This is a genomic window from Rhodococcus sp. MEB064 (assembly GCF_000834565.1).
Classification (GTDB): domain Bacteria; phylum Actinomycetota; class Actinomycetes; order Mycobacteriales; family Mycobacteriaceae; genus Rhodococcoides.
Map to the genome: position 1 here is coordinate 35,673 of NZ_JXQS01000011.1, position 24,432 is coordinate 60,104.

The 24,432-nt window shown below is 67.3% G+C and carries 23 protein-coding genes, 1 tRNA gene and 1 pseudogene; 4 read left to right on the forward strand and 21 right to left on the reverse strand.

The genetic code is table 11. The features are described from left to right. Window positions 1–42: 42 nt before the first annotated feature. The gene (locus RU01_RS06515; RefSeq protein WP_042573725.1) at window positions 43–1,089 is read right to left on the reverse strand and encodes a 2,3-butanediol dehydrogenase; all 1,047 of its coding nucleotides are present in this window, start codon (window positions 1,087–1,089) and stop codon (window positions 43–45) included. Window positions 1,090–1,298: 209 nt separating this feature from the next. On the opposite strand from RU01_RS06515, the gene RU01_RS06520 reads away from it, so the two are divergent. Beyond that, on the forward strand, window positions 1,299–3,131 hold the full coding sequence (locus RU01_RS06520) for an NAD(P)/FAD-dependent oxidoreductase (protein ID WP_042573726.1): 1,833 nt from the start codon (window positions 1,299–1,301) through the stop codon (window positions 3,129–3,131). Here RU01_RS06520 and RU01_RS06525 read toward each other — a convergent pair. Next, on the reverse strand, window positions 3,119–3,970 hold the full coding sequence (locus tag RU01_RS06525) for an alpha/beta fold hydrolase (protein ID WP_042573727.1): 852 nt from the start codon (window positions 3,968–3,970) through the stop codon (window positions 3,119–3,121). The genes RU01_RS06520 and RU01_RS06525 overlap by 13 nt on opposite strands. Before the next feature lie 66 nt (window positions 3,971–4,036). On the opposite strand from RU01_RS06525, the gene RU01_RS06530 reads away from it, so the two are divergent. Further along, window positions 4,037–4,645, forward strand: coding sequence for a TetR/AcrR family transcriptional regulator (locus RU01_RS06530; RefSeq protein WP_042573728.1), 609 nt, complete (start codon window positions 4,037–4,039; stop codon window positions 4,643–4,645). A 4-nt stretch (window positions 4,646–4,649) separates the two neighbouring features. Here the strand turns inward: RU01_RS06530 and RU01_RS06535 are convergent, their stop codons facing one another. After that, a complete protein-coding gene (locus RU01_RS06535; RefSeq protein ID WP_231568615.1) occupies window positions 4,650–4,946 on the reverse strand; it encodes a DUF3263 domain-containing protein in 297 nt (98 codons plus the stop codon). 297 nt (window positions 4,947–5,243) lie between these two features. Here RU01_RS06535 and RU01_RS06540 point away from each other — a divergent pair, with 297 nt between their 5' ends. After that, window positions 5,244–5,978 carry a hypothetical protein gene (locus RU01_RS06540; RefSeq protein ID WP_231568616.1) on the forward strand — a complete coding sequence of 245 codons (735 nt, stop codon included), beginning with the start codon at window positions 5,244–5,246 and terminating at the stop codon, window positions 5,976–5,978. 80 nt (window positions 5,979–6,058) lie between these two features. Next, the gene (locus RU01_RS06545) at window positions 6,059–6,571 is read left to right on the forward strand and encodes a hypothetical protein (RefSeq protein ID WP_442970467.1); all 513 of its coding nucleotides are present in this window, start codon (window positions 6,059–6,061) and stop codon (window positions 6,569–6,571) included. A 63-nt stretch (window positions 6,572–6,634) separates the two neighbouring features. On the opposite strand, the gene RU01_RS06550 is transcribed toward RU01_RS06545, so the two are convergent. The 18 genes and pseudogenes from RU01_RS06550 to RU01_RS06635 form a co-directional block, all read right to left on the reverse strand. Continuing rightward, window positions 6,635–6,708: transfer RNA gene (locus tag RU01_RS06550), tRNA-Pro, on the reverse strand. Between the two features lie 85 nt (window positions 6,709–6,793). Continuing rightward, a complete protein-coding gene (der, locus tag RU01_RS06555) occupies window positions 6,794–8,254 on the reverse strand; it encodes a ribosome biogenesis GTPase Der (protein ID WP_042573731.1) in 1,461 nt (486 codons plus the stop codon). Then, window positions 8,251–8,928 (reverse strand): (d)CMP kinase, encoded by a 678-nt coding sequence (gene cmk, locus RU01_RS06560; RefSeq protein WP_042573749.1) that lies wholly within the window; start codon window positions 8,926–8,928, stop codon window positions 8,251–8,253. Before cmk ends, der begins: the two co-directional genes overlap by 4 nt. Window positions 8,929–8,954: 26 nt before the next feature. Beyond that, window positions 8,955–9,995 carry a pseudouridine synthase gene (locus RU01_RS06565; RefSeq protein WP_082042943.1) on the reverse strand — a complete coding sequence of 347 codons (1,041 nt, stop codon included), beginning with the start codon at window positions 9,993–9,995 and terminating at the stop codon, window positions 8,955–8,957. Window positions 9,996–10,003: 8 nt separating this feature from the next. Continuing rightward, window positions 10,004–10,699: an SMC-Scp complex subunit ScpB gene (gene scpB, locus RU01_RS06570; RefSeq protein ID WP_042573732.1), complete on the reverse strand. Its 696-nt coding sequence runs from the start codon at window positions 10,697–10,699 to the stop codon at window positions 10,004–10,006. Continuing rightward, on the reverse strand, window positions 10,696–11,508 hold the full coding sequence (locus RU01_RS06575; protein WP_231568617.1) for a segregation and condensation protein A: 813 nt from the start codon (window positions 11,506–11,508) through the stop codon (window positions 10,696–10,698). The genes scpB and RU01_RS06575 overlap by 4 nt, the downstream gene beginning before the upstream one ends. A gap of 53 nt (window positions 11,509–11,561) precedes the next feature. Continuing rightward, complete coding sequence (locus RU01_RS06580) at window positions 11,562–12,521, reverse strand: ParA family protein (protein WP_042573734.1); 960 nt, start codon at window positions 12,519–12,521, stop codon at window positions 11,562–11,564. Between the two features lie 78 nt (window positions 12,522–12,599). Next, window positions 12,600–13,526 (reverse strand): site-specific tyrosine recombinase XerD, encoded by a 927-nt coding sequence (gene xerD, locus RU01_RS06585; RefSeq protein WP_042573735.1) that lies wholly within the window; start codon window positions 13,524–13,526, stop codon window positions 12,600–12,602. Then, window positions 13,516–14,148: an NUDIX domain-containing protein gene (locus RU01_RS06590; RefSeq protein ID WP_042573736.1), complete on the reverse strand. Its 633-nt coding sequence runs from the start codon at window positions 14,146–14,148 to the stop codon at window positions 13,516–13,518. Before RU01_RS06590 ends, xerD begins: the two co-directional genes overlap by 11 nt. A gap of 5 nt (window positions 14,149–14,153) precedes the next feature. Next, window positions 14,154–15,926: a CTP synthase gene (locus tag RU01_RS06595; protein ID WP_042573737.1), complete on the reverse strand. Its 1,773-nt coding sequence runs from the start codon at window positions 15,924–15,926 to the stop codon at window positions 14,154–14,156. 138 nt (window positions 15,927–16,064) lie between these two features. Next, window positions 16,065–17,012, reverse strand: coding sequence for a copper transporter (locus RU01_RS06600; RefSeq protein ID WP_156148815.1), 948 nt, complete (start codon window positions 17,010–17,012; stop codon window positions 16,065–16,067). Beyond that, window positions 17,009–18,193, reverse strand: a complete 1,185-nt coding sequence (gene steA, locus RU01_RS06605) for a putative cytokinetic ring protein SteA (protein ID WP_042573751.1) — start codon at window positions 18,191–18,193, stop codon at window positions 17,009–17,011. The genes RU01_RS06600 and steA overlap by 4 nt, the downstream gene beginning before the upstream one ends. A gap of 86 nt (window positions 18,194–18,279) precedes the next feature. Further along, the gene (recN, locus tag RU01_RS06610) at window positions 18,280–20,049 is read right to left on the reverse strand and encodes a DNA repair protein RecN (protein ID WP_042573739.1); all 1,770 of its coding nucleotides are present in this window, start codon (window positions 20,047–20,049) and stop codon (window positions 18,280–18,282) included. Window positions 20,050–20,054: 5 nt separating this feature from the next. Next, the gene (locus tag RU01_RS06615; protein WP_042573740.1) at window positions 20,055–20,996 is read right to left on the reverse strand and encodes an NAD kinase; all 942 of its coding nucleotides are present in this window, start codon (window positions 20,994–20,996) and stop codon (window positions 20,055–20,057) included. After that, complete coding sequence (locus RU01_RS06620) at window positions 20,993–21,826, reverse strand: TlyA family RNA methyltransferase (RefSeq protein ID WP_042573741.1); 834 nt, start codon at window positions 21,824–21,826, stop codon at window positions 20,993–20,995. The genes RU01_RS06615 and RU01_RS06620 overlap by 4 nt, the downstream gene beginning before the upstream one ends. Before the next feature lies 1 nt (window position 21,827). Beyond that, entirely contained in the window at window positions 21,828–22,097 is a 270-nt protein-coding gene (locus RU01_RS06625) for a hypothetical protein (RefSeq protein WP_042573742.1), read from the reverse strand. Window positions 22,098–22,191: 94 nt separating this feature from the next. Further along, entirely contained in the window at window positions 22,192–23,196 is a 1,005-nt protein-coding gene (locus RU01_RS06630; RefSeq protein WP_042573743.1) for an HAD-IIA family hydrolase, read from the reverse strand. Next, window positions 23,193–24,107: pseudogene (locus tag RU01_RS06635) on the reverse strand (hypothetical protein); the annotation flags it as partial. The pseudogene RU01_RS06635 and the gene RU01_RS06630, both read right to left, overlap by 4 nt. Between the last annotated feature and the right edge of the window lie 325 nt (window positions 24,108–24,432).

A 24,432-nucleotide genomic window follows, 5' to 3' on the forward strand; every position in this document is an offset into this window, starting at 1 on the left:
CGTGTCTCCTTCTCGTGTGATGGTGGGTGTCGGGGACGGAGGTCAGAGCGACGGATCGACGAGGACCTTCATCTTCGTGCCGGCGTGCAGTGCCTCGAAGCCGTCGTCGATCACCGCGTCCATCCCGATGCGCGACACCCACCCGGTGGGGTCGTACACGCCGTCGGCCATCAGAGCGATGACGGCGTCGTAGTCGGCGGAGGTGTAGCAGAGCGACCCCTGGATGCGGGCCTCCTTCATCACCAGGTCGAGAAGCGGTGTGGTGAGCGGCTTCTCGTAGATGGCCACGCTGACCATCGGCTTGCGGGACCCGACGCACGCCAGCGCGGTCGCCACCGCCGGCGCGACACCGGCCGCGTCGTACACGGCGTCGGCACCGCGCCCGTCCGTCTCGTCGGCCACCAGCGCGGGGACGTCGACGGACGTGGGGTCGAGAGTGCGTGCACCGAGCGCCTCGATCGCCGCCCGCCGGGTCGCGGACGGCTCCACCACGAGGATGTCGTCGAGCCCCTTGCCGCGCAGCGCGAACCAGAGCCCGATGCCGATCGGTCCCGCCCCGAACACCATCGCGGTGTCGCCTTCGCGCACCTCACCCAGAGTCGCTGCGTGGTACGCCACCGACATCGGCTCCACCAGCGCACCCAGATCGAGGGACACCGAGTCCGGCAGCGCGTGCAGCATGTCGGTCGGCACCACCGTGTATTCGGCCATACCGCCGTCGGACATCAGTCCGTGGAAGCCGATCGACTGGCACACGTTGTAGTTGCCGGCTCGACACGGACCACAGTGCCCGCAGCGGTACAGCGGTTCGATGGCGACGCGGTCGCCGATCGACCACCCCGTTACTCCCGCGCCGAGCTCGATGATGGTGCCGGAGAACTCGTGTCCGAGAATCAGCGGCATCTGCTGACCGGTCAGGGCGTGCGGCTCGGTGGGAATGAAGATCGGACCGGCGTAGTACTCGTGCAGGTCGGTACCGCAGATGCCGTTGGCACCGACGGCGATCTTCACCTGATCCGGTCCCGGATGGGGCTCCGGGACATCGGCGATCTCCACCTTGCCGGGCCCGTGGTACACCGCTGCGCGCATCGTTCGACTCCTCACCAGCCGTCCCAGCGACGGCCGTGGTCACCGTTCTATGTGACACGCGGCACAGCAGGACAGGGTTGCAGTCGGTTGCACGTGCCACTCGCCCGCCACTGCAACCCGCTGCAACTCTTCCTCCCGGCCGCCGCGTGGCGTGTGCTGTGCATCACACCGGTACGACCACAGCTCAACGCACGGAAATCGGAGTTTTCATGACCCAGACCCTCGAGCCACCCACGCAGACCACACCGCAGGAGCGAGTGGATACATGGCTGGCCGACTTCGAAGAAGCGCTCGCAGCACGCGATGTCGACCGCGTCGCCGCGATGTTCGCCGTCGACAGCTTCTGGCGAGACCTCGTGACGTTCACCTGGAACCTGAAGACCGTCGAGGGACGCGACGGCATCGCGGACATGCTGACGGCTCGACTGGACGATGTCGACCCGCGCGGCTTCCACACCACCGAGGCCCCGGACGAGGCCGACGGCGTCATCTCCGCCTGGATCGAGTTCGAGACGGCGGCTGCGCGCGGTAAGGGCCATCTACGTCTTCGCGAGGACGCCGACACCGGCACGGCCCTCGGGTGGACGCTGCTCACGACGATGCAGGAACTCAAGGGGTACGAGGAACCGCGAGGGCACTCGCGACCGATGGGTGCCGTGCACGGATCGAACACGGAGACGAAGACCTGGGCCGAGCGACGCGAGGCCGAGGAGAAGGACCTGGGATACGGCATCCAGCCCTACGCCCTGATCGTCGGCGGCGGTCAGGGCGGCATCGCTCTCGGCGCGCGTTTGCGTCAGATGGGCGTTCCCGCCATCGTCGTCGACCGCGGCGAGCGGCCCGGTGACCAGTGGCGGGGCCGATACAAGTCGCTGTGTCTGCACGATCCGGTCTGGTACGACCACCTCCCCTACCTGCCGTTTCCGGACAACTGGCCCGTGTTCGCGCCGAAGGACAAGATCGGCGACTGGCTCGAGATGTACACCAAGGTCATGGAGGTCCCGTACTGGACCAAGACCACGGCGGTATCGGCGACCTTCGACGAGACGGCCGGCGAGTGGACCGTCGTGGTCGATCGCGACGGCGAGGAGGTGACGCTGCGACCGAAGCAGTTGGTGATGGCGACCGGCATGTCCGGTAAGGCCAATATTCCGAACTTCCCCGGCATGGACGTCTTCCAGGGCGAACAGCATCACTCCAGTCAGCACCCCGGCCCCGACGCCTACGTCGGCAAGAAGGTCGTCGTGGTGGGATCCAACAACTCGGCGCACGACATCTGCAAGGCGTTGTACGAGACGGGCGCCGACGTGACGATGCTCCAGCGATCGTCCACGCACATCGTCAAATCCGATTCGCTGTGCGAGATCGCTCTCGGTGACCTGTACTCCGAGCGCGCCGTCGAGTCCGGAATGACCACGCAAAAGGCGGATCTGACCTTCGCGTCACTTCCCTACCGGATCATGCACGAGTTCCAGATCCCGGTGTATCAGCAGATCGCGGAGAAGGACAAGGACTTCTACGACCGCCTCGAGAAGGCCGGCTTCCAGCACGACTTCGGGGACGACGGCTCCGGACTCTTCATGAAGTACCTGCGGCGCGGCTCCGGCTACTACATCGATGTCGGTGCCTCGGAGCTGGTGGCGGACGGCAGCATCCACCTCGTCAGCGGACAGGTCGATCACCTCACGGAGTACGCGGTGGTGCTGTCCGACGGGACGGAACTCGAGGCCGACCTGGTCGTCTACGCCACGGGCTACGGATCGATGAACGGCTGGGTGGCCGACCTGGTGGACCGGGAGACGGCCGACAAGGTGGGCAAATGCTGGGGCCTCGGTTCCGACACCACCAAGGACCCCGGCCCGTGGGAGGGCGAGCAGCGCAACATGTGGAAGCCGACCCAGCAGGAGAACCTGTGGTTCCACGGTGGGAACCTGCATCAGTCCCGGCACTACTCCCTCTACCTCGGCCTCCAATTGAAGGCACGGTACGAGGGACTGGACACCCCCGTGTACGGCCTGCAGGAGGTCCATCACCTCAGCTGATCAGCATCTCGTCGAACCGCCGGTGTCGTCTTCCAGAAGTGGAGGACGGCATCGGCGACCGCCGCCGGTTGCTCGACGGCCGGCAGCACCCTCGACCCGGCGATCGTCACCTCCCTGGCATCGACCATCGTCCGGGCTACGGCCAGAGCCTCGTCCGGAGTCCACTCCCCGCGGTCGTCCGTCGTCAGGAACAACACGGGGCACGCGATGCTGCGTGCGGCGGCGGACAGGTCCGTGCGATTCATCGCGGCCGTACGCACCGAGGTGATCACGTTTCCCCGACCGGCACGCCGCACAGCTGCGCGGTAGAGGTCGATCGCTTCCGGGTCGGACGCCCTCGTCGCCTCGGTGAAGAGGGTGTCCTCGATGGCGGAGCGCACGGGACCGCGCGGGCCTATCAGTCGGTAGAGGGGAAGCAGTACGGATATCTTCCGGCGGAGATCGGGGCCGAGCGGATGGGTCGGGGAGCTGATCGCGACGAGGCTGCGCACGGACTCCGGCATCGTCGCGGCGACCACCATTCCCACGTGCCCACCCCACGCGTTGCCGATCCAGTCGACCGACGGCACTCCGACGCGTCCGGTGACCTCCTCGACGACCCGCGCCGCCGCTGCGGCGCACGCTTCGATGGTTGTCGGCTCACGGACGGACTCGCTACCCCCGCACCCCGGCGCATCGATCATGAACACGGTCCGTTCACCGGTGAGAGCGGGAAGCACACGATTCCAGCTGGTCGAATCCACGAAGAGGCTGTGCCATGCGAGAAGTGGTGGCCCGTCCCCGGCGATCGTGACGTGAAGCCGCCCGAGATCGGTGTCGACATCCATCGTGCGTGTCATGCGAATCCTTCCGTCGGCAGAATTCACATTACACAGCGTAAGATCAAATCTGTCTACACTTGATCGATGCCGAGGACCTACACGTCAGACGTGCGCGCCGAGCGTGCGCGGGCCAGTCGCGACGCCGTCGTCGCAGCAGCCACCGACTCGTTCCTCCGACGCGGGTGGGCCGGGACCACCATGGCCGACGTCGCGTCCGCCGCCGGGCTCACTCGACAGACCGTCTACGCCGGCTTCGAGGGCAAACTGGCGCTTCTCGACGCCTGCATCGACGCTGCACTGTCCGACGGTCGATACGTCGCCGTGCGGGAACTCCCGGAATATCGCGCCATGGCCGACGGCGATCCGACGACACGCGTCGCAGCGGCGGCCCGATGGCTGCGCGGAGCTCACGAGAGGTCGGCCGCGATCCAACACGTCCTCGACGAGGCAGCCGTGATGGATCCGGTTGCCGCCACGCGCCTGGCCGAACGTGAGCGCACACGATGGGACGAGGTGCGGTGGGCCGGCGGATTGGTGCTCGGAGTTCCACCGGCCGATCACATGACCGACGCGTTGTGGATCCTGGCGTCCCGGTCGGTGTGGCTCAGACTGACCGGCGAGCGGTCGTGGACCGGCGACCGATGGGAAGCATGGTTCGCCCGTCAGACGGCCGACACGCTCGAGGTTCGTTGATTCTCTACTGGCCCAACCAGAGTCGCTTGCGGCACACGGCCAGCATTGCGTCCGACACCGTGCGGTCGGTCACCGGACTGCCGGTCTCGAGCAAGGTACGGACCCTGCCGAAGTAGTCGACAGGGGCGATGCCGAACTCGACGAGGATGTCCTCGGCTCGGCCGCCGCCGTAGACGTACCAGCGCCGGAGAAAAGCGATCATGGCGAGATCGTCGTCCGACGGAGCAGTCGGATCGGACGACATCGTTGCTGCGCCGGGCGTCGTCGACCGGGAGGCAGCGGGAAAGGGAGTGCGCGTCACGTCGGAAAGTATCGCCCATCCCACCGACAACTCGATGTCGCTTCGGTGAACACGCCGAGTAGTCACAGATTCTTCTCAGCGAGATCGGTCATCGGAGACATCTCCGGCTCCGAACCATGTGTGATAACGAACACGACACCGATCGGCGAGACGCGACAAGTGTTCGCGGACCCATAGATTCACGGGTGAACAGTCGTCCGTCGACGGCACGGGGATGCAAGGGGCATGGCGATGAGCGGCCGCAGCACGACACGACGAGGACGACACCTGCGGCGGCTTGCCGTACCGCTCGTGGGCATGGCTGCACTCCTGGCCGTGGCATCACCCGCACAGGCGGCTCCGCTGCTCGGCCCCGGAGATCTCGACGCAGTCCCGAGTCGCACCTCGCTGTCGTACACCTCGTCCACCGGTGTCCATGTGGGCACGGCCAACGAGAACGACGCGCGTCCGGGCCTGTCCACGGTCAAGCTCTACATCGCGGACTACGCCCTGCGGCGCGGTGACTCCTCGCAGGAGGACCGGGATCTGGCAGCACGGATGATCCAGGCCAGTGACGACTGGGCCGCATCGCAACTCGACGCGAAATACCCGGGCGCCATCGATTCCGCAGCAGCCGAATACGCCCTGACGTCCACCTCACGCGGAAGTTTCTGGGGTGACTCCTACACCAGCACTGCGGACACGGTCCGTTTCCTCGACACCAAGAAGCGCACGGATCCGGCCAGCCCCGTCCTCGGTTGGATGACGACGGCACAACCGGTAGCCGCGGACGGAACCGCCCAGAATTGGGGCACCGGCCTGCTCCCGGGCGCCACCGGCACCAAGTGGGGATGGGCCGACGACAGCTCCAGCGTGGTGGCCTCGGCCTCGATCGGCCCTGGATGGACCGTCGCCTCGAACACCTACGGCGGACCGGCGGACCAGAGCGACGACGTCCTGACCGCACTGGCTCCGTTCGATCTCACGGCCCCGTCGATCGTGCCGATGCCGCAGGTGCCGTCACTTCTCGACACCATTCTGGGGATCCGCTGACCCGCAACCGGCCGACGGCGTAACCCGACGGATCAGGCATCACAGGCGATAACGTGACGCTCATGAGACGACGGACCACGATGCTCGCCCTGACTGCAGTGTCGATGATCGTCGGTGGCGGCCTGGTCGCCACGGCTCCCGCAGGTGCGGCGGAGCCCGCCTGGAACGGCCGGTACTCGCTCGAGCGTTCCGCCGCGAGCAAGACCGGCACCAGCCTCGCCGCGCGACAGGGTGAGCCGGACTTCTCCGACACATACACCTTCACATCGATGTGCTTGGGCGGCACCTGCAGCGCTGTGGTGACGGGCGGACCGGCACCGAAGAATGCGACCCTCCCCCAGCCGCCCGTCTACACCTGGAACGGGACAAGCTGGGTGCACGTCTACGACTGGCAGTGGGACTGCTACATGGGCGAGGGGGTCGAGAAGGTCTACGCGCCGGCGCATTCCGAGGCGTACTACACCCCGCAGCCCGACGGAACCTTCACCGGAACCTGGACGACCACGATCACCGGCGGCCCGTGCAACGGCGACGTGACCATGAACGTCGCGGCCTACCCCGTCGCGCCCGCAGCAGCACCGTTCGGGAGCTGACGACGCACCGCACTCGACGAACAGACAAAAATGGCCTCGGACAGTGTCCGAGGCCATTCATTGTCGGGCTGACAGGATTTGAACCTGCGACCACCTGACCCCCAGTCAGGTGCGCTACCAAGCTGCGCCACAGCCCGCAATCCCCCGAAGGGAACGAGGAAACACTACCCCAGTGGCGACGCTGGACGCCAATCGCCTCAGCAGCACCACCGGGGCAGTCCCCTACTTCTTCTTGCGGTCCCGCTTCTCACGGATACGCACCGAGATGCGCACCGGACTGCCGTCGAAGTTGAACTCCTCACGCAGGCGACGCTCGAGGAATCGTCGGTAGCCCGCCTCGAGGAAGCCCGTCGTGAACAGGACGAACGTCGGCGGGCGTGTCCCCGCCTGCGTCGCGAACATGACACGGGGAAGGCGACCGCCGCGCATCGGCGGCGGTGTGGCGGCGACGACTTCCTTCAGCCACGAGTTGAGCTGTCCGGTCGAGATGCGCTTGTCCCACGACGCGAGGGACGTCTCGAGTGCCGGAACGAGCTTCTGGACGGCGCGACCGGTCTTGGCCGAGACGTTCACTCGCTGAGCCCACGGCACGCGCATGAGATCGCGGTCGATCTCCTTCTCGAGCTGGCCGCGGCGATCGTCGTCGACGAGGTCCCACTTGTTGAACGCGATCACCAGGGCGCGACCTGCATCGGCCACCATCGACAGCACCCGCAGGTCCTGCTCCGAGATCACCTCGGACGCATCGAGCAGCAGAATCGCGACTTCCGCGGCGTCGATCGCACCCTTCGTCCGCAGCGATGCGTAGAACTCCGCACCGCTGGCGTGACTGACGCGCTTGCGCAGGCCGGCGGTGTCGACGAAGCGCCACACTTTTCCGCCCAGTTCGACCAGTGAGTCGACGGGGTCGACGGTCGTGCCGGCGACGTCGTGGACGACCGACCGCTCGTCGCCGGTGAGCTTGTTCAGCAAGCTGGACTTACCCACGTTCGGCTTGCCCACCAGGGCGACGCGACGGGGTCCGGCGACACCGGTGCCTTCGCGAGGTGTCTCCGGCAACACCGCCAGGACGTCGTCGAGCAGGTCGCCGGTACCGCGGCCGTGGGTCGCGCTGACCGGGCGGGGCTCTCCGAGGCCGAGGGACCACAGGAGTGCGGCCTCGGACTCGGTCCGCTCGTCGTCGACCTTGTTGGCCACGAGGATGACCGGAGTCTTCGATCGACGCAGAACGCGGGCCACGGCCTCGTCGGTCGCGGTGGCGCCGACGACGGCGTCGACCACCAGCAGGATCGCGTCGGCGGTCTGCATGGCCATCTCGGCCTGACGGGCGATGGACTGCTGCATTCCCTTCGCGTCCGGCTCCCAGCCACCGGTGTCCTGCACCATGAATCGGCGTCCGGCCCAGTTCGCCTCGTACGAGACGCGGTCACGCGTCACGCCGGGCACATCCTCGACCACCGCTTCACGACGGCCGATGATGCGGTTCACGAGCGTCGATTTGCCGACGTTGGGCCGTCCCACCACTGCCAGTGTCGGGACGGCGATCTCGGCCTCGGCGTCACCGTCGTCGTCGAAATCGAGGCCCTCCCAGTCGGATTCCTCGGACCAGATGCCGTCGGATGCGAAGACCTCGGTGGCGTCGGCCGTGAAGACCCGGGTCGTGTCGAAGGTGTCGTCGCTCATGATCGTGCTCCTTCCGGGGCATCGGACGGGAGTTCGGTGACCAGGCGCAGGAGCTCGTCGATGACAGCGTCCTTGCCCAGGTCGCTGGTATCGACGGTGACCGCGTCGTCGGCGGGGCGCAGAGGCGACATCACGCGCGTGGAGTCGGCATGGTCGCGTCGCTGCACGTCGGCGAGGACGGCGGCGTAGTCGTCACCACGGCCTTCGGCGACGTTCTGGTCGTTGCGTCGCGCGGCCCGTGTCTCCGCCGACGCCGTGAGATAGATCTTGATGTGGGCGTCGGTCAGGACGACGGTGCCGATGTCTCGGCCCTCGACGACGATGCGCCCAGCGGACTCCGCGATGTCACGCTGCAGGGCGACGAGTCTGTCGCGCACCGCGGGTACTGCCGACACGGCCGAGACGGCCGCGGTGACGGCGTCGCCACGGATGGGTCCCGTGACGTCCTCCCCCGATACCCGGACACTCTCACCGGACGGATCGGTCCCGATGGTCAGGTCGAGAGTGTCGGTGACGGCGGCAACGGCGTCCGCGTCGGACGGATCGACGTCGTTCTTCAGAACCCACACGGTCGCGGCCCGGTACATCGCTCCGGTATCGAGGTACGACGCGTCCAGCCGGGACGCGAGCATCCGCGACACCGACGACTTGCCGGTACCGGACGGGCCGTCCATCGCCACGATCAGGCGATCGCCGGCGGTCACAGGCCCACCGCCCCGTACAGGCTGCCGACCTCGCCGCGGCCGAGGACGCGCAGCGTTCCCGGTCGCTGATCACCGAGGGCGACGGCACCGATGTCGGTGCGCACCAGCCGCTTGACCGGGTACCCCACCTCGTCGAACAACCGGCGGACGATGTGCTTGCGGCCCTCGTGGAGGACCACCTTGACCAGCGTCTTGCCTTCGTTGACGTCGAGCACCGCGTAGGAGTCCACCTTGGCGGGACCGTCGTCGAGCTCGACTCCGGAGCGCAGCTTCTTTCCTGCGTCGCGGTCGAGGACACCCTGCACGGTGGCGAGGTACGTCTTGGACACCTCGAACGACGGGTGCATCAGGCGGTGTGCCAGGTCGCCGTCGTTGGTGAGGAGGATCAGTCCCTCGGTGTCGGCGTCGAGGCGTCCGACGTGGAAGAGACGCTGACCTGCTTGCACCCGCTCGGAGACGATGTCGCCGATGCACGGTCGACCGAGGTCGTCCGACATCGTGGACTGCCATCCGCGCGGCTTGTTCAGGGCGATGTGGACCAGGTCGGCCTTGATGACGACGCGGGTGCCGTCGACACGCACCACGGCGACCTCGGGATCGACCCGGACGCCCTGCTCGCGCACGATGCGACCGTCCACCTCGACCCGACCCTCGTCGATCAGCTGCTCGGCCGCGCGGCGCGAGGCCACCCCGGCCTGGGCGAGCACCTTCTGCAACCGCACGCCGTCCTCGGGCGCCACATGCGGGCGCGGGGAGTTGTCGGTGTGCTGATGGCGGGCGGGCTTGGCGTTGCTGATGGTCGGAGCGGCGGTCGTCTTGCGCTCCGGCTTCGGCTTCTTGCCGGCCTTCGCGGCCGCGGAATTCTTGGGGGCCAGACGGGGATATCCCGACTTCCCGCCGGGCTTACGGCCCTCCGTGCGCTTGGTGTACGCAGCGGCGGCGACCTTCTTGTTGGGACGCTTCTTCTTACGTTCGGGCGAGCCCTCGGGAGTCTCGTCCCGGTCCGGTGTGCCATCACGGCGAGCGGAGTCGTTCACGTTGTTACCTATTCGTCTGTGTTGTCGGTGCCGAACTCGATGGTCGAGTTCGACTCGGTGTTCTCTCGTCGACGCTCGGCGCGCAGGACCCGTGGATCGGTGTCCATGCTGCCTTCGATGTCGTCGATCATGTCCACGCCCGGAAGCAGCGGAGCAAGCTCGGGGAGGTCGGACAGTGACGCCAACCCCAACCGCTCGAGAAACATTTCCGTGGTGACGTACTGCGTCGCCGCCGAATCCGGGTCCGGACCCGCTTCGGCGATGAGACCTCTCGCGAGGAGAGTCCGCATCACGCCGTCCACATTCACTCCGCGCACTGCACTCACACGTGCGCGGGTAACCGGTTGACGATAGGCGATCACGGCGAGGGTTTCCAATGCCGCGCGCGTCAGCTTCGACCGGGCACCGTCCAGGAGCAGTCGCTCGACGTACGGCGCGTACTCCGCGCGCGTGTAGAAGCGCCATCCGTCTCCGGCGAAGCGCAGGTCGATGCCGCTTCCGCGGGCGGTGTAGTCGGCGGCCATCTCGACCAGGGCGGCGCCGATGCGGGCTTCGTCACACCCGAGCGCGGAGGACAGTTGTGAGACCGATGCCGGACTGTCGACCACCAGGAGCACCGACTCCAACGCTGCTCGTAGCTCGACCTCAGACACCTCGTCCGGCTCGTCGGACTGGACTGCCGTGTCGTCCGGCTCGATGCTCATCCGTAATCCTCCATCGTGGCGACGTCCATCTGCCCGACGTCGTCTCCCGTCCAGGTCACCCGGAGATCACCGAGCGCCTCGGGTTGATCGAACGCCACCGCTTTCTCGCGGTACAGCTCGAGCAGGGCAAGGAATCGTGCCACGTACTCGACCGTGACCTCGCAGTCGAGCACGAGATCACCGAAGGTCGCCCACTCTCCGGCGCCGCGATCACGGAGCAACGCCAGAATGGTGCGGGCGTGCTCCGGGACGGACACCGACGATGCGTGCAGATGGTCCAGACCGACGGTCGGTATCTCGCGCGGCTGGAACGCGGCGGCGGCGATCTCGGCGAATCGACGCGGGTCCACGCCGAGCAGCACTTCGGGAAGCAGCTCGGCGAATCCGTCCTCGAGCGCCACCGACCGCGGATACCGACGCAGTGCAGCCTTCTCGAGTTCTCCGAAGAGTTGGGCCACCTGCTTGTAGGCCCGGTACTGGAGCAACCGGGCGAACAGCAAATCGCGCACCTCGAGAAGGGCGAGATCCTCCGCATCGTCCACTTCCCCGGACGGCAGCAACCGAGCAGCCTTGAGGTCGAGCAGGGTCGCGGCGACGACCAGGAATTCGGTGGTCTGATCCAGACCCATCTCCGACCCCATCTCGCGGGTGTACGCGATGAAGTCGTCGGTCACCACGTGCAGAGCGACCTCGGTGACGTCGAGCCGGTGCTGACCGATGAGAGTGAGCAGGAGGTCGAACGGGCCCTCGAAATTGGTCAGCCGTACCCGGAACCCCGCCGGCACCACCGCATCTGCGTCGGACGACACGACTCGGGTCGTTGTCGTGTCGGTCAATTCTGTATCGGTCAACTCTGTATCGGTCAACTCTGGGGGGACGAGTTGTGCGACGGCATGTGCTGAGGCGAGGTGTCCCGATGGATGACCTCGCGGGCGAGTGAACGGTACGCATCCGCGCCGGCCGACTTCGGCGCCCACGTGGTGATCGGCTCGCCGGCGACGCTGGTCTCGGGGAAACGAACCGTCCGGGTGATGACGGTGTCGAACACGACGTCGCCGAAGACCTCGACGACCCGGTTCATGACCTCACGTGAATGCAGGGTGCGAGCGTCGAACATCGTCACGACGATGCCCTCGAGCGTGAGACGCGGGTTGAGGCGATCGCGCACCTTGTCGACGGTGTCGTTGAGCAACGCCAGACCGCGGAGGCTGAAGTATTCGCATTCCATCGGAATGAGGACGGAATCGGCGCACGCCAGGGCATTGACGGTCAACAGACCCAGCGACGGCTGGCAGTCGATCAGGACGTAGTCGTAGCGGTCGAGGATCGGATGCAGCACCCGCCCCAGCGTCTGTTCGCGACCGACCTCGGTGACCAGCTGGATCTCCGCGGCCGACAGATCGATGTTGCTGGGCAGCAGATCCATACCCTCGACGCGGGTGCGCATCAGGACATCGTCGATCGCGACGCGCGGTTCGACGAGGAGGTTGTGCACGGTCAGGTCGAGCTCGTGGTGCGGGACGCCCAGCCCCGCGGACAGCGCGCCCTGGGGGTCGAGGTCGACGAGTAGGACCCGTCGGCCGTACTCCGCGAGCGAGGCTCCGAGGTTGATGGTCGAGGTGGTCTTGCCCACCCCACCCTTCTGGTTGCACATCGCGATCACGGTCGCGGGTCCGTGCGTGGTCAGCGGTCGGGGGGCCGGGATGTCGCGATACGGGCGGCCGGTCGGGCCGATGCCCGACGGATCCGTCGCAGTCGAACGGTCCGGCTCGGGCTGACGAGTGCGGAAGAGTGCTCCGTCGTCGTGCGCCGCTGACACCACTGGACCTCCATCCTGACCTCGTACTGCCGGTTCTCGCCTGAACGCTACCGCCTACGGGCGGAAGCTTCGTGCGACACGCTACCGTGCGCGCGGATGCGCCTCGGCCCACACTTCGCGCAGCGTCGTGACGGTGACCAGCGTGTAGATCTGCGTCGTGGTCACAGAGGCGTGGCCCAGAAGTTCCTGCACCACACGCACGTCCGCGCCGCCGTCGAGAAGATGCGTCGCGAAGGAATGTCGCAACGTGTGAGGAGAGACGCTGGCTCCGATCCCGGCGCGCTCGGCCGCGGTCTGCAGGACCTGCCAGGCGCTCTGACGCGACAGGCGGCCGCCGCGGACGTTGAGCAGTAACGCCGGAGTACTCCGCGAGATCAACGACGGCCGGCCACGCACCAGGTATGCGTCGACAGCGTCGATCGCCGGGCGGCCGATCGGAACGACGCGTTCCTTGCTGCCCTTGCCTCGGAGGACGACCGAGCGCGATTCTGCGTCGATGTCGTCCACATCGAGTCCGACGGCCTCGGAGATACGCGCGCCGGTCGAGTACAGCAGTTCCAGCAACGCCCGATCCCGCAAGCCGCGCGGGGTGTCGGCGGCCTCGCCGGACACCGCGTCGAGCAGTGCGAACACCTGGTCCACCGGGAGCGACTTCGGCAACCGTCGACCCGGCGTGGGCGGTTTGACCCCGGACGCGACGTCGACCTCGACGATCCCTTCCGCGAGTGCGAACCGGTGTACGCCCCGCACCGCGATGACGGTGCGCGCCGACGAACTCGCCGCCAGCGGTGGAAAGAGCTCGTTGCCCAGCCGCAGTGCGGTCACGAAGTCCGCGACGTCCACCTCGGTCACGTCGCGGATGCTGTCGCGCCCCAGCTCGCCGAGATAGCTCGCGTACCGAGACAGATCACGCCGATAGGACGTGATCGTGTTGCGAGCGGACCCGCGCTCGACGGCGAGATGATCGAGGTACGTCGCGATCACCTCGCCGGGCGAGTCAGCTCCCACTCGCACCCTTGCGCTGGTCGAAGGCCGTCGGACGGTCACGCCACGGCGCGTCGCTCGGCCGCAGCGGAACCGACCGTGACCGCATCGCAGCCACCGCGAGAATGCCGGCGACAGCGGACGCATTGACGATCTCGCCGCTGAAGACGCGAGTCACCGCCTCGTCGACGGGGACGCGCACCAGTTCGATGTCCGCTTCCTCGTCGTGGGCTTCGGGCTGCTGAACCTCCGTGAGGCCTTCGGCCAGGAAGATCCGCACCGTTTCGTCGGTGAAGCCCGGCGACGCGGCGACATCGACGAGGAGTGACAGCGTCTCGGCAGCGAGCCCCGTCTCCTCCGTCAGTTCACGCTTGACGGCATCGACCGGGTTCTCCCCCGGCTCGTCGAGCAACCCGGCGGGCAGCTCGAGCAACCGACGTCCCAGTGGGTGTCGGTACTGACTGATCAGCACGATGCGTTCCTCGGCGTCCAGCGCGACCACGGCGACGGCGCCGTGATGCTCGATCACCTCGCGCTCGGCAGTCCGACCACCGGGCATCGACACCTGATCGAGTCGCAGCGCGAGAATCGCTCCCTCGTACTCGACGCGGGACTCGAGGATCTCGAACTCGTGCCGATCACTCATGTCGGTCAGCCCTTCGTCGCGGTGGCCGGGGAGCCGTCGACCGGCACCTCGCCCTGGCTTCCGGTCTTCTGCTCGCCGGCACCCTTGTCGTCGTAATGCACGTCGACGGGGAGGCGTTCCTCGGACTTGTAGGACAGAGCTGCGGAGATCAACGATGCGAACAGCGGATGCGGACGCGTCGGGCGACTCTTGAGCTCGGGATGCGCCTGCGTTCCGACGAAGAACGGGTGCGCCGTCTTCGGCAGTTCGACGAACTCCACCAGGTGACCGTCCGGCGAGGTGCCACTGAACTGCAGGCCACTGGCCGCGATGCGGTCGCGGTAGCTGTTGTTGACTTCGTAGCGGTGACGGTGACGCTCCGACACGGACTCACTGCCGTACGCCTGGGCGACGACGGACCCCTTGGCGAGAGTGGCCGGGTACGCGCCGAGACGCATCGTTCCGCCCAGGTCGGCTTCGCCGGCGACGGCCTGTTCCTGATCGGCCATCGTCGAGATGACGGGCTGCGTGGTGTCGGGTTCGAATTCCGCCGAGTTCGCATCGGTGAGGCCGACGGAACGGGCCGCCTCGATGACCATGCACTGCAGGCCGAGGCACAGACCGAGCGTCGGGATCTTCTGGGTGCGGGCGTGGGTGATCGCGCCGAGCTTGCCCTCGATGCCGCGGATACCGAATCCGCCGGGGATCACGACGGCGTCGATGTCGGCGAGCGCGAGCTTCGCACCGGCCGCGGTGTCACAGTCGTCGGACTGGACCCACACCAACTCGACCTTCGCCCGGTTGGCGAAACCGCCCGCGCGAAGCGCCTCGGTGACCGACAGGTACGCGTCGGGGAGGTCGACGTACTTGCCCACCAACGCGACACGCACCGTCTCTCGCGGCTGGTGCACACGCTCGAGCAGGTTCCCCCAGACGGTCCAGTCGACGTCGCGGAACGGAAGTCCCAGTTGCCGAACGACATACGCGTCCAGGCCCTCGCCGTGGAGAACCTTGGGGATGTCGTAGATCGACGGTGCGTCGGGGGTGGAGATGCAGCCGTCGACGTCCACGTCGCACATGAGAGCGATCTTCGCCTTGAGGCCCTGCGGCACATCGCGATCCGAGCGCAGGATCAGCGCGTCGGGCTGAATGCCGATGCTGCGCAACGCCGCGACGGAATGCTGGGTGGGTTTGGTCTTGAGCTCACCGGAGGGAGCGAGGAACGGAACCAGCGAGACGTGGAGGAAGAAGACGTTCTGACGGCCGACGTCGTGGCGCACCTGGCGCGCGGCCTCGAGGAACGGCTGCGACTCGATATCGCCGACGGTGCCGCCGATCTCGGTGATGACCACGTCGGGCTCCTGGCCCTGCAGGTCGGGTCCACGCATCGCGAGGATGCGGGCCTTTATTTCATCGGTGATGTGCGGGATGACCTGGACCGTGTCGCCCAGGTACTCGCCGCGTCGTTCCTTGGCGATCACCGTGGAGTACACCTGGCCGGTGGTCACGTTGGCGTAGCCGGACAGGTCACGGTCGAGGAAGCGCTCGTAATGGCCGACGTCCAGATCGGTCTCGGCGCCGTCCTCGGTGACGAAGACCTCGCCGTGCTGGAACGGGTTCATCGTTCCAGGATCGACGTTCAGGTAAGGGTCGAGCTTCTGCATCGTGACGCGGAGTCCGCGCGATGTGAGGAGCTGACCGAGGCTCGAGGCCGTGAGCCCCTTGCCGAGCGACGACGCGACTCCGCCGCTGACGAAGATGTGCTTGATGTCGGCCCGCGAATGAATGCGTGACTGCAAAGAGACTCCCGTGACGGTGCGACCCGATGGTGACGGCGAAGATTTCGCTGAACATCGAGTGGTTCGGTTGCTGCCGACCCACGGGACTTCACGGTAACACCTCTTCGCCGTTCAGGGCGACACCACGCGGAACAGCCGTCAGTTGGGGGCCGCGCCGACCGTCACCGCTGTGGCACCCGGTCCGGTTCCGTATCGGCCGGCTCCGCCGCCGAGCTGCTCGCCCAGAGCGAGCGCGACGGTGATCCGCCCGGAGATCCTCTCCACGTTGTCGACGGTGCTGGTGCCCGCTGCCAACGCCGCATCCGATCGGACGACGGCGATGGGACCGCTGCCCTCGGCGGATCCCGGCTTTCCCGCGAGGACCGTGCCGGCACCGCGCGAGTCCAGCGCACCCGCGAAGCGGGCCACGATGGCGCCGCGATTGCCGTCGGCACCGGAGTCGGCCGCGGTACCCGTCACGACGACAGCGAGCTGGGCGGGAGCGACAGCCCCGTCGTCGTAGGTGATGAATCCGCCGCCGCGCAGCGTGTCGAGGGCGAGCCCCAGCTCCTCGGGCGTGCTCTGCGGCTGTGCTGTCTGCGCGTTCAGTAGCAGGACCGTGCCGAGAAGATCCCCGGCCAGACTGCCCTGGTCGACGGACCCGGTGCGTAGCTGCGCTCCGGCCGGAACCACGTTGGTCAACCGGGTACGCAGGTCATCGCCGCTGGCCGCCGAGACGAACGATTCGGTGAGCCCGACGCGGCCGGTCACCGAGGCGCCGGAGTCGGTGACCGAGCGCTGGACGCCCTCGACGTCGGCCGGATCCGCGTCCGGGGTGGTGATGATGACGACGGACCGATCGGCGAGGCTGCCGGCGACGACGCGTCCCGCCACGGCGGCATCGAAGCCGTCCGCGGCGTTCAATTGTTCACCCAGTGCGTTGTTGCTCGACTGCAGATCGTTCACCTCGGTCTGCAGGTCGTCCCGGTCGTCGCGCAGACCCGACAGGACCCGGCCCGAGAGCAGACCCGAGCCCAGCACCACTCCGACCGCCAAGGCGAGAAAGACTGCGATCAACGAAATGGCATGTTGGCGAAGCGAAATCACTGAAGCAGCCCCTGCACCCACAGGGCGAAGCTGTTCCATGTCTCGATCGCCCAGTCCAGCGTCGCGCCACTTCCGTTGGTGACCACCAGTGCAGCGATGACCGCGATGAGAGCGGCCAGCACCAGCAGGGCCACAGCGCCTCCGGACACCCGACTGCGGTAGAGCGTCGCCATGGCCTTGGCGTCGACGAGCTTCGGACCGACCTTGAGGCGGGTCATGAAGGTGGACGGAGTATCGGCCCGCTTGCTGGCATCGAAGAATTCGTCGAGAGACGCGGCGCACCCGACCGTGACGATCAGCGACGCTCCATGGTGATCGGCGAGCAGCAGAGCGAGGTCCGCAGGGGTTCCCGTGGCCGGGAACGTCATCGCGCCGATTCCGAGGTCCTGGATGCGTTCGAGCCCCTTGGCGTGCCCGTCGGAGTCCGCGGGAAGAACGACCTCGGCGCCGGACTTCAGCGTGCGACTGCTGACGTCGTCGGGGTCACCGACGATGAGATCGGGACGGTAGCCGGCCTCGGACAACGTGTCGGCTCCGGCGCCGACTCCGATCAGGATCGGCGAGTACTCCTTGATGAAGGGCTTGAGACTCTTCAGATCCGCCACGTGGTCCGCACCCTGAGCGACGACCACCACGTGTCGACCCGTCATGTCCACGTCGACGTCGGGGACCCCGACACCGTCGATCAGAAGCGGCGACTCGGTGCGGATGAATTCGATCGTGTTCCCGGAGAACGCTTCGAGATGGTCGATCAGACCGGACTTCGCCTCGATCATGCGATCCGAGATGTCTGCTTCCGTCTGCTCGGTGCCCGACGCGAGTCGTCGCTCCCCCGTGTAGACGTGTCCGTCGTGAAGACGGATCTTCGAGCCGTCCTTGACCTTCTTGAAGACGTCCGAGCCGACCTCGTCGATCAGCTCGATGCCGTTGGCGACCAGCACCTCGGGGCCGAGGTTCGGGTAACGGCCGGAGATCGACGCCGACGCGTTGACCACCGCCGTCACGCCTGCCTGCACCAGCAGGTCGGCGGTGATCCGGTCGAGGTCGAGTTCGTCGAGAACGACGATGTCACCCGGACCGACACGGCGGAGGAGCTTGGCCGTGGAGCGATCGACCCGAGCGATTCCCGTGACCCCGGGAAGTGAGTCATGACTACGCGAGAGCAGAGCCGGCATCTTCATGTGTTCGATGATGGACAACAACACGGCAGCACAGTCGGAGGCGCGCCGTAACAACTACCACATCATTCACATCAGTCACACCAGCACTACGTTGCAGCGGCCTCCCTCTCGGCCGTCGCGGTACGCAGGAGTTCCTCGGCGTGCGCCCGACCGGTCTCGGTGTCGTCGAGACCGGCCAACATCCGCGCCAACTCCACGACGCGGTCGGAATCGGACAGAGTCCGCACTCCACTGTTCGGGCCGCCGCGCTTGCCGTCGGTCTTGTTCACCACCAGATGGGTATCGGCGAAGGCCGCCACCTGCGGGAGGTGCGTCACGACGATCACCTGGTGCGTCCTGGCCAGTCGCGCCAACCGCTTACCGATCTCGACGGCCGCACGGCCTCCCACTCCGGCGTCGACCTCGTCGAAGACCATCGTGGCGCCCGTGTCCGAGCGGGCCAGCACGACCTCGAGCGCCAGCATCACCCGCGACAGTTCACCTCCGGACGCACTCTTGTTCAGCGGCAGCGACTGGGCGCCGCTGTGTGCCGACAGTCGGAACTCGATGTCGTCTGTTCCGGACGACCCGGCGTGCCTGTTCTCACCTCCGACGGACAGCGCGGCACGGTCGTCCGGGCCGGCCGGCCGTGGACGGACCTCTACCTCGAGCTTGGCCTTGCCCATCGCAAGTCCGGCGAGCTCGGTACTGACGGCCTTGGACAGTTTCGTCGCCGCCTTGGTACGGGCCACCGTGAGTTTGTGGGCGGTCTCCGCGGCCGCCGCCCCCGTCGTGGTGACGCGTTCCGTCAGTGCCGCGACCGCATCTGCGGAGACGTCCAGACCGGACAGACGCTCGCGAGCGTCGTCCGCCCAGGCCAGCACTCCGTCCACGTCGGCGGCGTACTTCCGCGTCAGGTTCTTCAGTTCGGCCTGGCGGGAGAGCAGACTGTCCAGCGACTCCGGGTCGGCGGGAAGCCCCTCGAGGTACGACGTGAGTTCCGCACCCACGTCGGTCACCACGGCGATGGCCTCCGCGAGCCGCGGTCCCACCGCAGCCAGTGCCGCGTCGTCCGTGGAGGCCAGGCGGTCGCGAGCTTCACCGAGCAGGGCCATGACCGAGACGTCGCTCGGATCGTCGCCGCCGGTCAACGCCGTCTGCGCTCCGGCCGCGGCATCCCGCAACGAATCGAGGTCGCTGAGCCGGCGCACGGTTGCCGCGATCTCGGCGTCCTCGTGGGGTTCGGGCGCGACAGCATCGATCTCGTTCAGGGCGAAGGTCAGCTGATCGGCTTCCCGTGCCAGTTCGCGCGCCTTCTCGGTTCGTTCCCGAAGCTCGGTCACCGCGGCGATCCAGGTAGCTCGGCGAGTCCGGTAGGTCTCGAGCAGTGGCCCGATCGTGTCGGCGGCGAACCGGTCCAACGCGGCGAGCTGCTGATCGCTGCGTTGCAGACGCAGTTGGTCGTTCTGTCCGTGCACGGTCAGAAGGGAACCGGTGAACTCCGACAGCACGCCCGCAGGCACGCTCCGTCCACCGAGATGCGCTCGCGAGCGTCCGTCACTTCCGACGGTGCGCAGCGCGATGATGCTGTCGTCCTCGTCGCGGCGACCGCCGGTCGACTCGAGGAGCTGCTCCACGTCGGCGCGAACCTGATCGGTGACGTGATCGGTGGTGAATCGTCCCTCGACGACGGCGCGATCGGCGCCCAGGCGTACACGGCCGGCATCGGCACGTGCACCGGAGAGCAAGTGCAGGCTGGTGACCACCATCGTCTTACCGGCACCGGTCTCACCGGTGAGCACCGTGAGTCCTTCGGAGAACGATGCCGTCGCCTCTGCGATGACACCCAGACCGTCGATTCGAATTTCGGACAACACGTGGGTTACGTCACCCTCCCCCGCCAGCCGGTGACCGGCAAGGCGAACTTGTGGACCAGACGATCGGCGAACGGCGACGAGTCGAGCCTGATCCACTTGATCGGCTCACATCCTCGCACCACCTCGACCCGGGCTCCGGCGGGTAGGCGCATGGTGCGTCGGCCGTCGCAGAACACCACCGCGTCGTGACCGCCATCGAAGGTTTCGACCGCGATATGACTTTCGGGGCTGGTGACCAGCGGACGCGCGAACAGTGCGTGCGCATTGCTCGGGATCACCAGGATGGCCTCGAGCTCGGGCCACACCACGGGGCCACCGGCCGAGAATGCGTAGGCGGTCGACCCTGTCGGCGTCGACAACAGAACGCCGTCGCAACCGAAGGACGACACCGGACGATCGTCGACCTCCAGCACCACTTCCAACACGCCCAGCCGGGAGCCGTTCTCGATACTCGCCTCGTTGAGTGCCCACCCGCGCTCGATGACCTCACCGTCCACGTGCACCGTGATGTCCAACGTCATCCGCGGCTCGATGCGGTACTCGCGCCGCACCACCATTCCGAGCGTCTCCTCGAGGTCGTCGGCCTCCGCCTCGGCGAGGAAACCGATACGCCCGAGGTTAATGCCCAGGACGGGAATGGAGGCGACGCGAGCGAGCTCTGCTGCACGCAGGAACGTTCCGTCACCGCCGAGTACCAGAACCAACTCGCAGCCCACTGCCGCCGACGGACCGAACTCGACGACGGAGACATCCGACTGCGGAGACGACAGAGCGTCGATTCCCGACGTCGACTCGAGACGCGACGAGTCATGTTCGTCCACGAGGACCCGCAGCGCGATGCCGTGTTCGTGGAACACCTTCGCCACACGTTGTGCGGTCTGTTCGATGTCGGGCCTGCCCGGATGGGCGACGACCAGGATGGTGCGCTCCGGAACGTCGTCGCTCATCGGGGTCCCTTCTCCACTGCATCGGCCACGAGTTGTTCGAGTGCCCCCGGATCGGTATCGGTCGCGGACTCCCCCGGGCTCGGAACCGTCAACCACAGGAAGTACTCGACATTCCCCGACGGACCGGGAAGAGGGCTGGGCGCCACGCCCGCGGTGACGAGCCCGAGGGCGGCGGCAGCTCGTGCGACACCCAGGACGGCATCTGCGCGCAACGCGGGATCCCTGACGACTCCGCCGGAACCGACGCGGTCCTTCCCCACTTCGAATTGCGGCTTCACCATGGGGACCATGCTCGTCCCGGGCCGCGCGCAGGCGGCGAATGCCGGAAGAACGAGGGCGAGAGAGATGAACGACAGATCCGCGACGATCAGATCCACCGGTCCGCCGACGGCCTCGGCATCGATGTTGCGGACGTTCGTACGATCGAGCACGCTCACTCGCTCGTCCGTCCGTAGTCGCCACACCAGCTGTCCGTACCCGACATCCACCGCGACGACCTCGCGAGCGCCCTTGGACAACAGAACGTCGGTGAAGCCGCCTGTCGACGCGCCGGCATCAAGGCACCGAGCACCCTCGACCGTCAGTCCCGCGGGTTCGAACGCGTTCAGAGCGCCGATCAGTTTGTGTGCGCCTCTCGATGCCCACGACACCTCGTCGGACACGTCGACGACTCGCAACGGGGTTCCCGCCTCGACGGCCGTGGCCGGCTTGGTCGCGACGGTCCCGGCGATCAGGACGCGGCCCGCCGCGATGAATTCCGACGCCTGTTCACGAGACCGCGCGAGACCGCGTCGGACCAGTTCGGCGTCCACTCGAGCGCGACGTGCCACGTCAGTTCTTACCTGCGGCCGTGTTGTCCACCGACGACAGGGCGTCGACGAGGATGTCGTGTGCCCGCTCGAGGATCCGAGCCTGCCTCGTCAGCGTGACCAGTCCGTGCGGATCAGCGGTTCCCTCACCGAAAGGCTGCTCCGCTGCCTCGTCGGCCTCCGCCACGAGCGCGTCGACGGAGGTCAGGACAGCGCCGGGATCGACGACCACCGCGTCGGCACCGGAGTGCGACGGGAGGTGTTGTCCTGGGCGTGGAACGGGGGTGCTCATCGTCGACAACGCTAGCCGATGCATCCGACGTGAGCGGTTCGCGGTCTCCGGTCCCGCAGCCGGGCCGACGCCAGGGGTGTCGGTTCCCTGCGCGTCAGGACGTCCAGTGCGCGACGATGTCGGCCGCAGCCCCCGAGGCACCCTCGATCGACTCGAACGGGCCCAGTCGCCACACCCTCGGCAGAACCTGCCGCAGAACGGAGACCCAGTCGTCCGACGTGTCGGATCCGTGTCCGCCGTCGAGTCGTAGCGTCGAACCGTCCACCGACACCGACCAGGACGACGGTTCGTCCTCACCCGGCACCCGTGACTCGGCCGGGGACTCCAACAGCGCGGACAACGAGGATGCGATGTAGGTAGGTCGCTCGTGGGGTACGGCGGCCAACACGTCCGACACGGTGCTGACTCCGGTGAGCACGAGAAGCGACGGAATACCCACCTCGTTAGCACCGGCGATATCGGTGTCCAGACGATCCCCGACCACCAACGGTGACGTCGATCCGCTGCGCTCGAGCGCGTCGTTCATCAGCGGAGCTTCGGGTTTGCCTGCGACCGTCGGCCGCGCACCGGTCGCCGCCGCAACGGCAGCGACCATGGCGCCGTTCCCCGGGCCGAGACCGCGTGGGGTCGGAAGGCTCGTGTCGGCATTCGTGGCCACCCATCGGGCTCCCGCCCGTACTGCATAGGTCGCCTCGGCAATGTTCGACCACCCGGTCTCCGGACTGTGCCCCTGCACGACGGCGTTCGGTGTCGGATCGGCGGAACGCACCGGCACCAGACCGGCCGCGCTCACCTCCGCCTCGAGCGCGTCCGTCCCGACGACCAGCACAGTGGAACCCGGCGTCAACAGTCGAGCCAGGAGACGTCCCGCAGCCTGTGAGCTGGTCACGACGGATTCCTCCGGGGCGACGAAGCCCAGGTCCCGAAGGTGACGGGCGACGTCTGCGGGCGACCTGCTGGCGTTGTTGGTGACGTAGCAGAGTTGCGACGAACATTCATGCAGGACATCGACGGCGCCGTCGATGGGGTCAGGGCCTCGGTACAGCGTTCCGTCGAGGTCCAGCAGCAGCGCGTCGTGCTCGTCGGTCAGACGGGTCACTGACCGGTCAGCTCGTCCACTCGATCCTCGGCATCCGTCTCGCCCTCGACGTCGGCACCTGCGGCTCGGAGAAACCACTGCACTCCGTCGTCCGCACGGCCCGCCGCGACCAGGGCATCCGCATACGCGTAATACAGCCGGGCCGCGGCCGATCCGGTGCGATCCCCCTCGAGGTCCGGCGTCTGCAGCGTCACCACTGCCTGGTCGTACTGACCCATGTCCATCCGAGCACCCGCAACCACGATCCGCAGTTCGGACGCGTCGTCTCCGGTCAGCATGCGAGCCTCGTCGCTGCGGCCGAGCTCGATCGCGCGCTCGGGCCGGCCGAGACCGCGCTCGCAGTCCGCCATGACGGACAGCAGTCCGGGTCCACCTGCCATTCGCCGTGCTGCCCGAAGCTCCGACAAGGCTTCGGCCCATTCGCCTGCGTGGTACGCGGCGATGCCTGCAGTCTCACGAACTACCGCGATACGGCCGGCTCGCTGACGGGCGGCACGTGCGTGGAGCAGCGCGGCAGCGGGATCGTCGCCGATGAGCCGACTGACCATGACCATATGTCGCGCAACGGCTTCCGCATTGCTCTTGTCGAGGCTCAATAGATCCCGGCGCACTCCGGGCTCGAGATCCTTGGCATCGATATCGTCCGGCAGATCGGGCTCGACGGGGCGAGGTGCGCGAGCGTCGGGACCGCGGCCACCACCGGCACGCGGCCCGAAGCTGCCTTCACCACCGCGGCGGCGTGGGCCACCCTGGTTTCCTTGACTGCTCTGTCCGCGACCGCGATCCGGGGACTGCCCACGGTCGGCACCATGTCGGCGATCGCCCGAATGCCGGCGGTCGTCCTGACTCCCAGACCTTTCGCCACCGCGAGATCCGGATGACCGGAACGAGCTGCGGTCACCGGAATTGTCACGGCGAGGCGCACGGTTGTCGCGTGCCGGCGGTCGGCTGTCACGCGCAGGGGGACGGGAGTCCGGATCGGATGCCCGACCTTCCGATGACGGATCTTCCGGCACGGGTGGGTCCTTTCGATCGGTTCGGCGAGCGAGCACTACCGCTCGTCACCGGTGATGTCATCATGCCGCACTCGCACAGTGGGTGCCGACATGGATGTGCTGCGGAAACACGAAAGGGGACCCAAATGAATGGGTCCCCTTTCGGCAAAAGTTGTTCGGCGGTGTCCTACTCTCCCACACCCTGTCGGGTGCAGTACCATCGGCGCTGGAGGGCTTAGCT

Coding starts and splice junctions, on each gene's coding strand:
- RU01_RS06515 (WP_042573725.1), bottom strand. CDS start 1,089: ATGCGCGCAGCGGTGTACCACGGGCCCGGCAAGGTGGAGATCGCCGAT.
- RU01_RS06520 (WP_042573726.1), top strand. CDS start 1,299: ATGACCCAGACCCTCGAGCCACCCACGCAGACCACACCGCAGGAGCGA.
- RU01_RS06525 (WP_042573727.1), bottom strand. CDS start 3,970: ATGACACGCACGATGGATGTCGACACCGATCTCGGGCGGCTTCACGTC.
- RU01_RS06530 (WP_042573728.1), top strand. CDS start 4,037: ATGCCGAGGACCTACACGTCAGACGTGCGCGCCGAGCGTGCGCGGGCC.
- RU01_RS06540 (WP_231568616.1), top strand. CDS start 5,244: ATGGCTGCACTCCTGGCCGTGGCATCACCCGCACAGGCGGCTCCGCTG.
- RU01_RS06545 (WP_442970467.1), top strand. CDS start 6,059: ATGCTCGCCCTGACTGCAGTGTCGATGATCGTCGGTGGCGGCCTGGTC.
- der (WP_042573731.1), bottom strand. CDS start 8,254: ATGAGCGACGACACCTTCGACACGACCCGGGTCTTCACGGCCGACGCC.
- cmk (WP_042573749.1), bottom strand. CDS start 8,928: ATGGACGGCCCGTCCGGTACCGGCAAGTCGTCGGTGTCGCGGATGCTC.
- scpB (WP_042573732.1), bottom strand. CDS start 10,699: ATGAGCATCGAGCCGGACGACACGGCAGTCCAGTCCGACGAGCCGGAC.
- RU01_RS06590 (WP_042573736.1), bottom strand. CDS start 14,148: ATGAGTGATCGGCACGAGTTCGAGATCCTCGAGTCCCGCGTCGAGTAC.
- steA (WP_042573751.1), bottom strand. CDS start 18,193: ATGAAGATGCCGGCTCTGCTCTCGCGTAGTCATGACTCACTTCCCGGG.
- RU01_RS06615 (WP_042573740.1), bottom strand. CDS start 20,996: ATGAGCGACGACGTTCCGGAGCGCACCATCCTGGTCGTCGCCCATCCG.
- RU01_RS06625 (WP_042573742.1), bottom strand. CDS start 22,097: ATGAGCACCCCCGTTCCACGCCCAGGACAACACCTCCCGTCGCACTCC.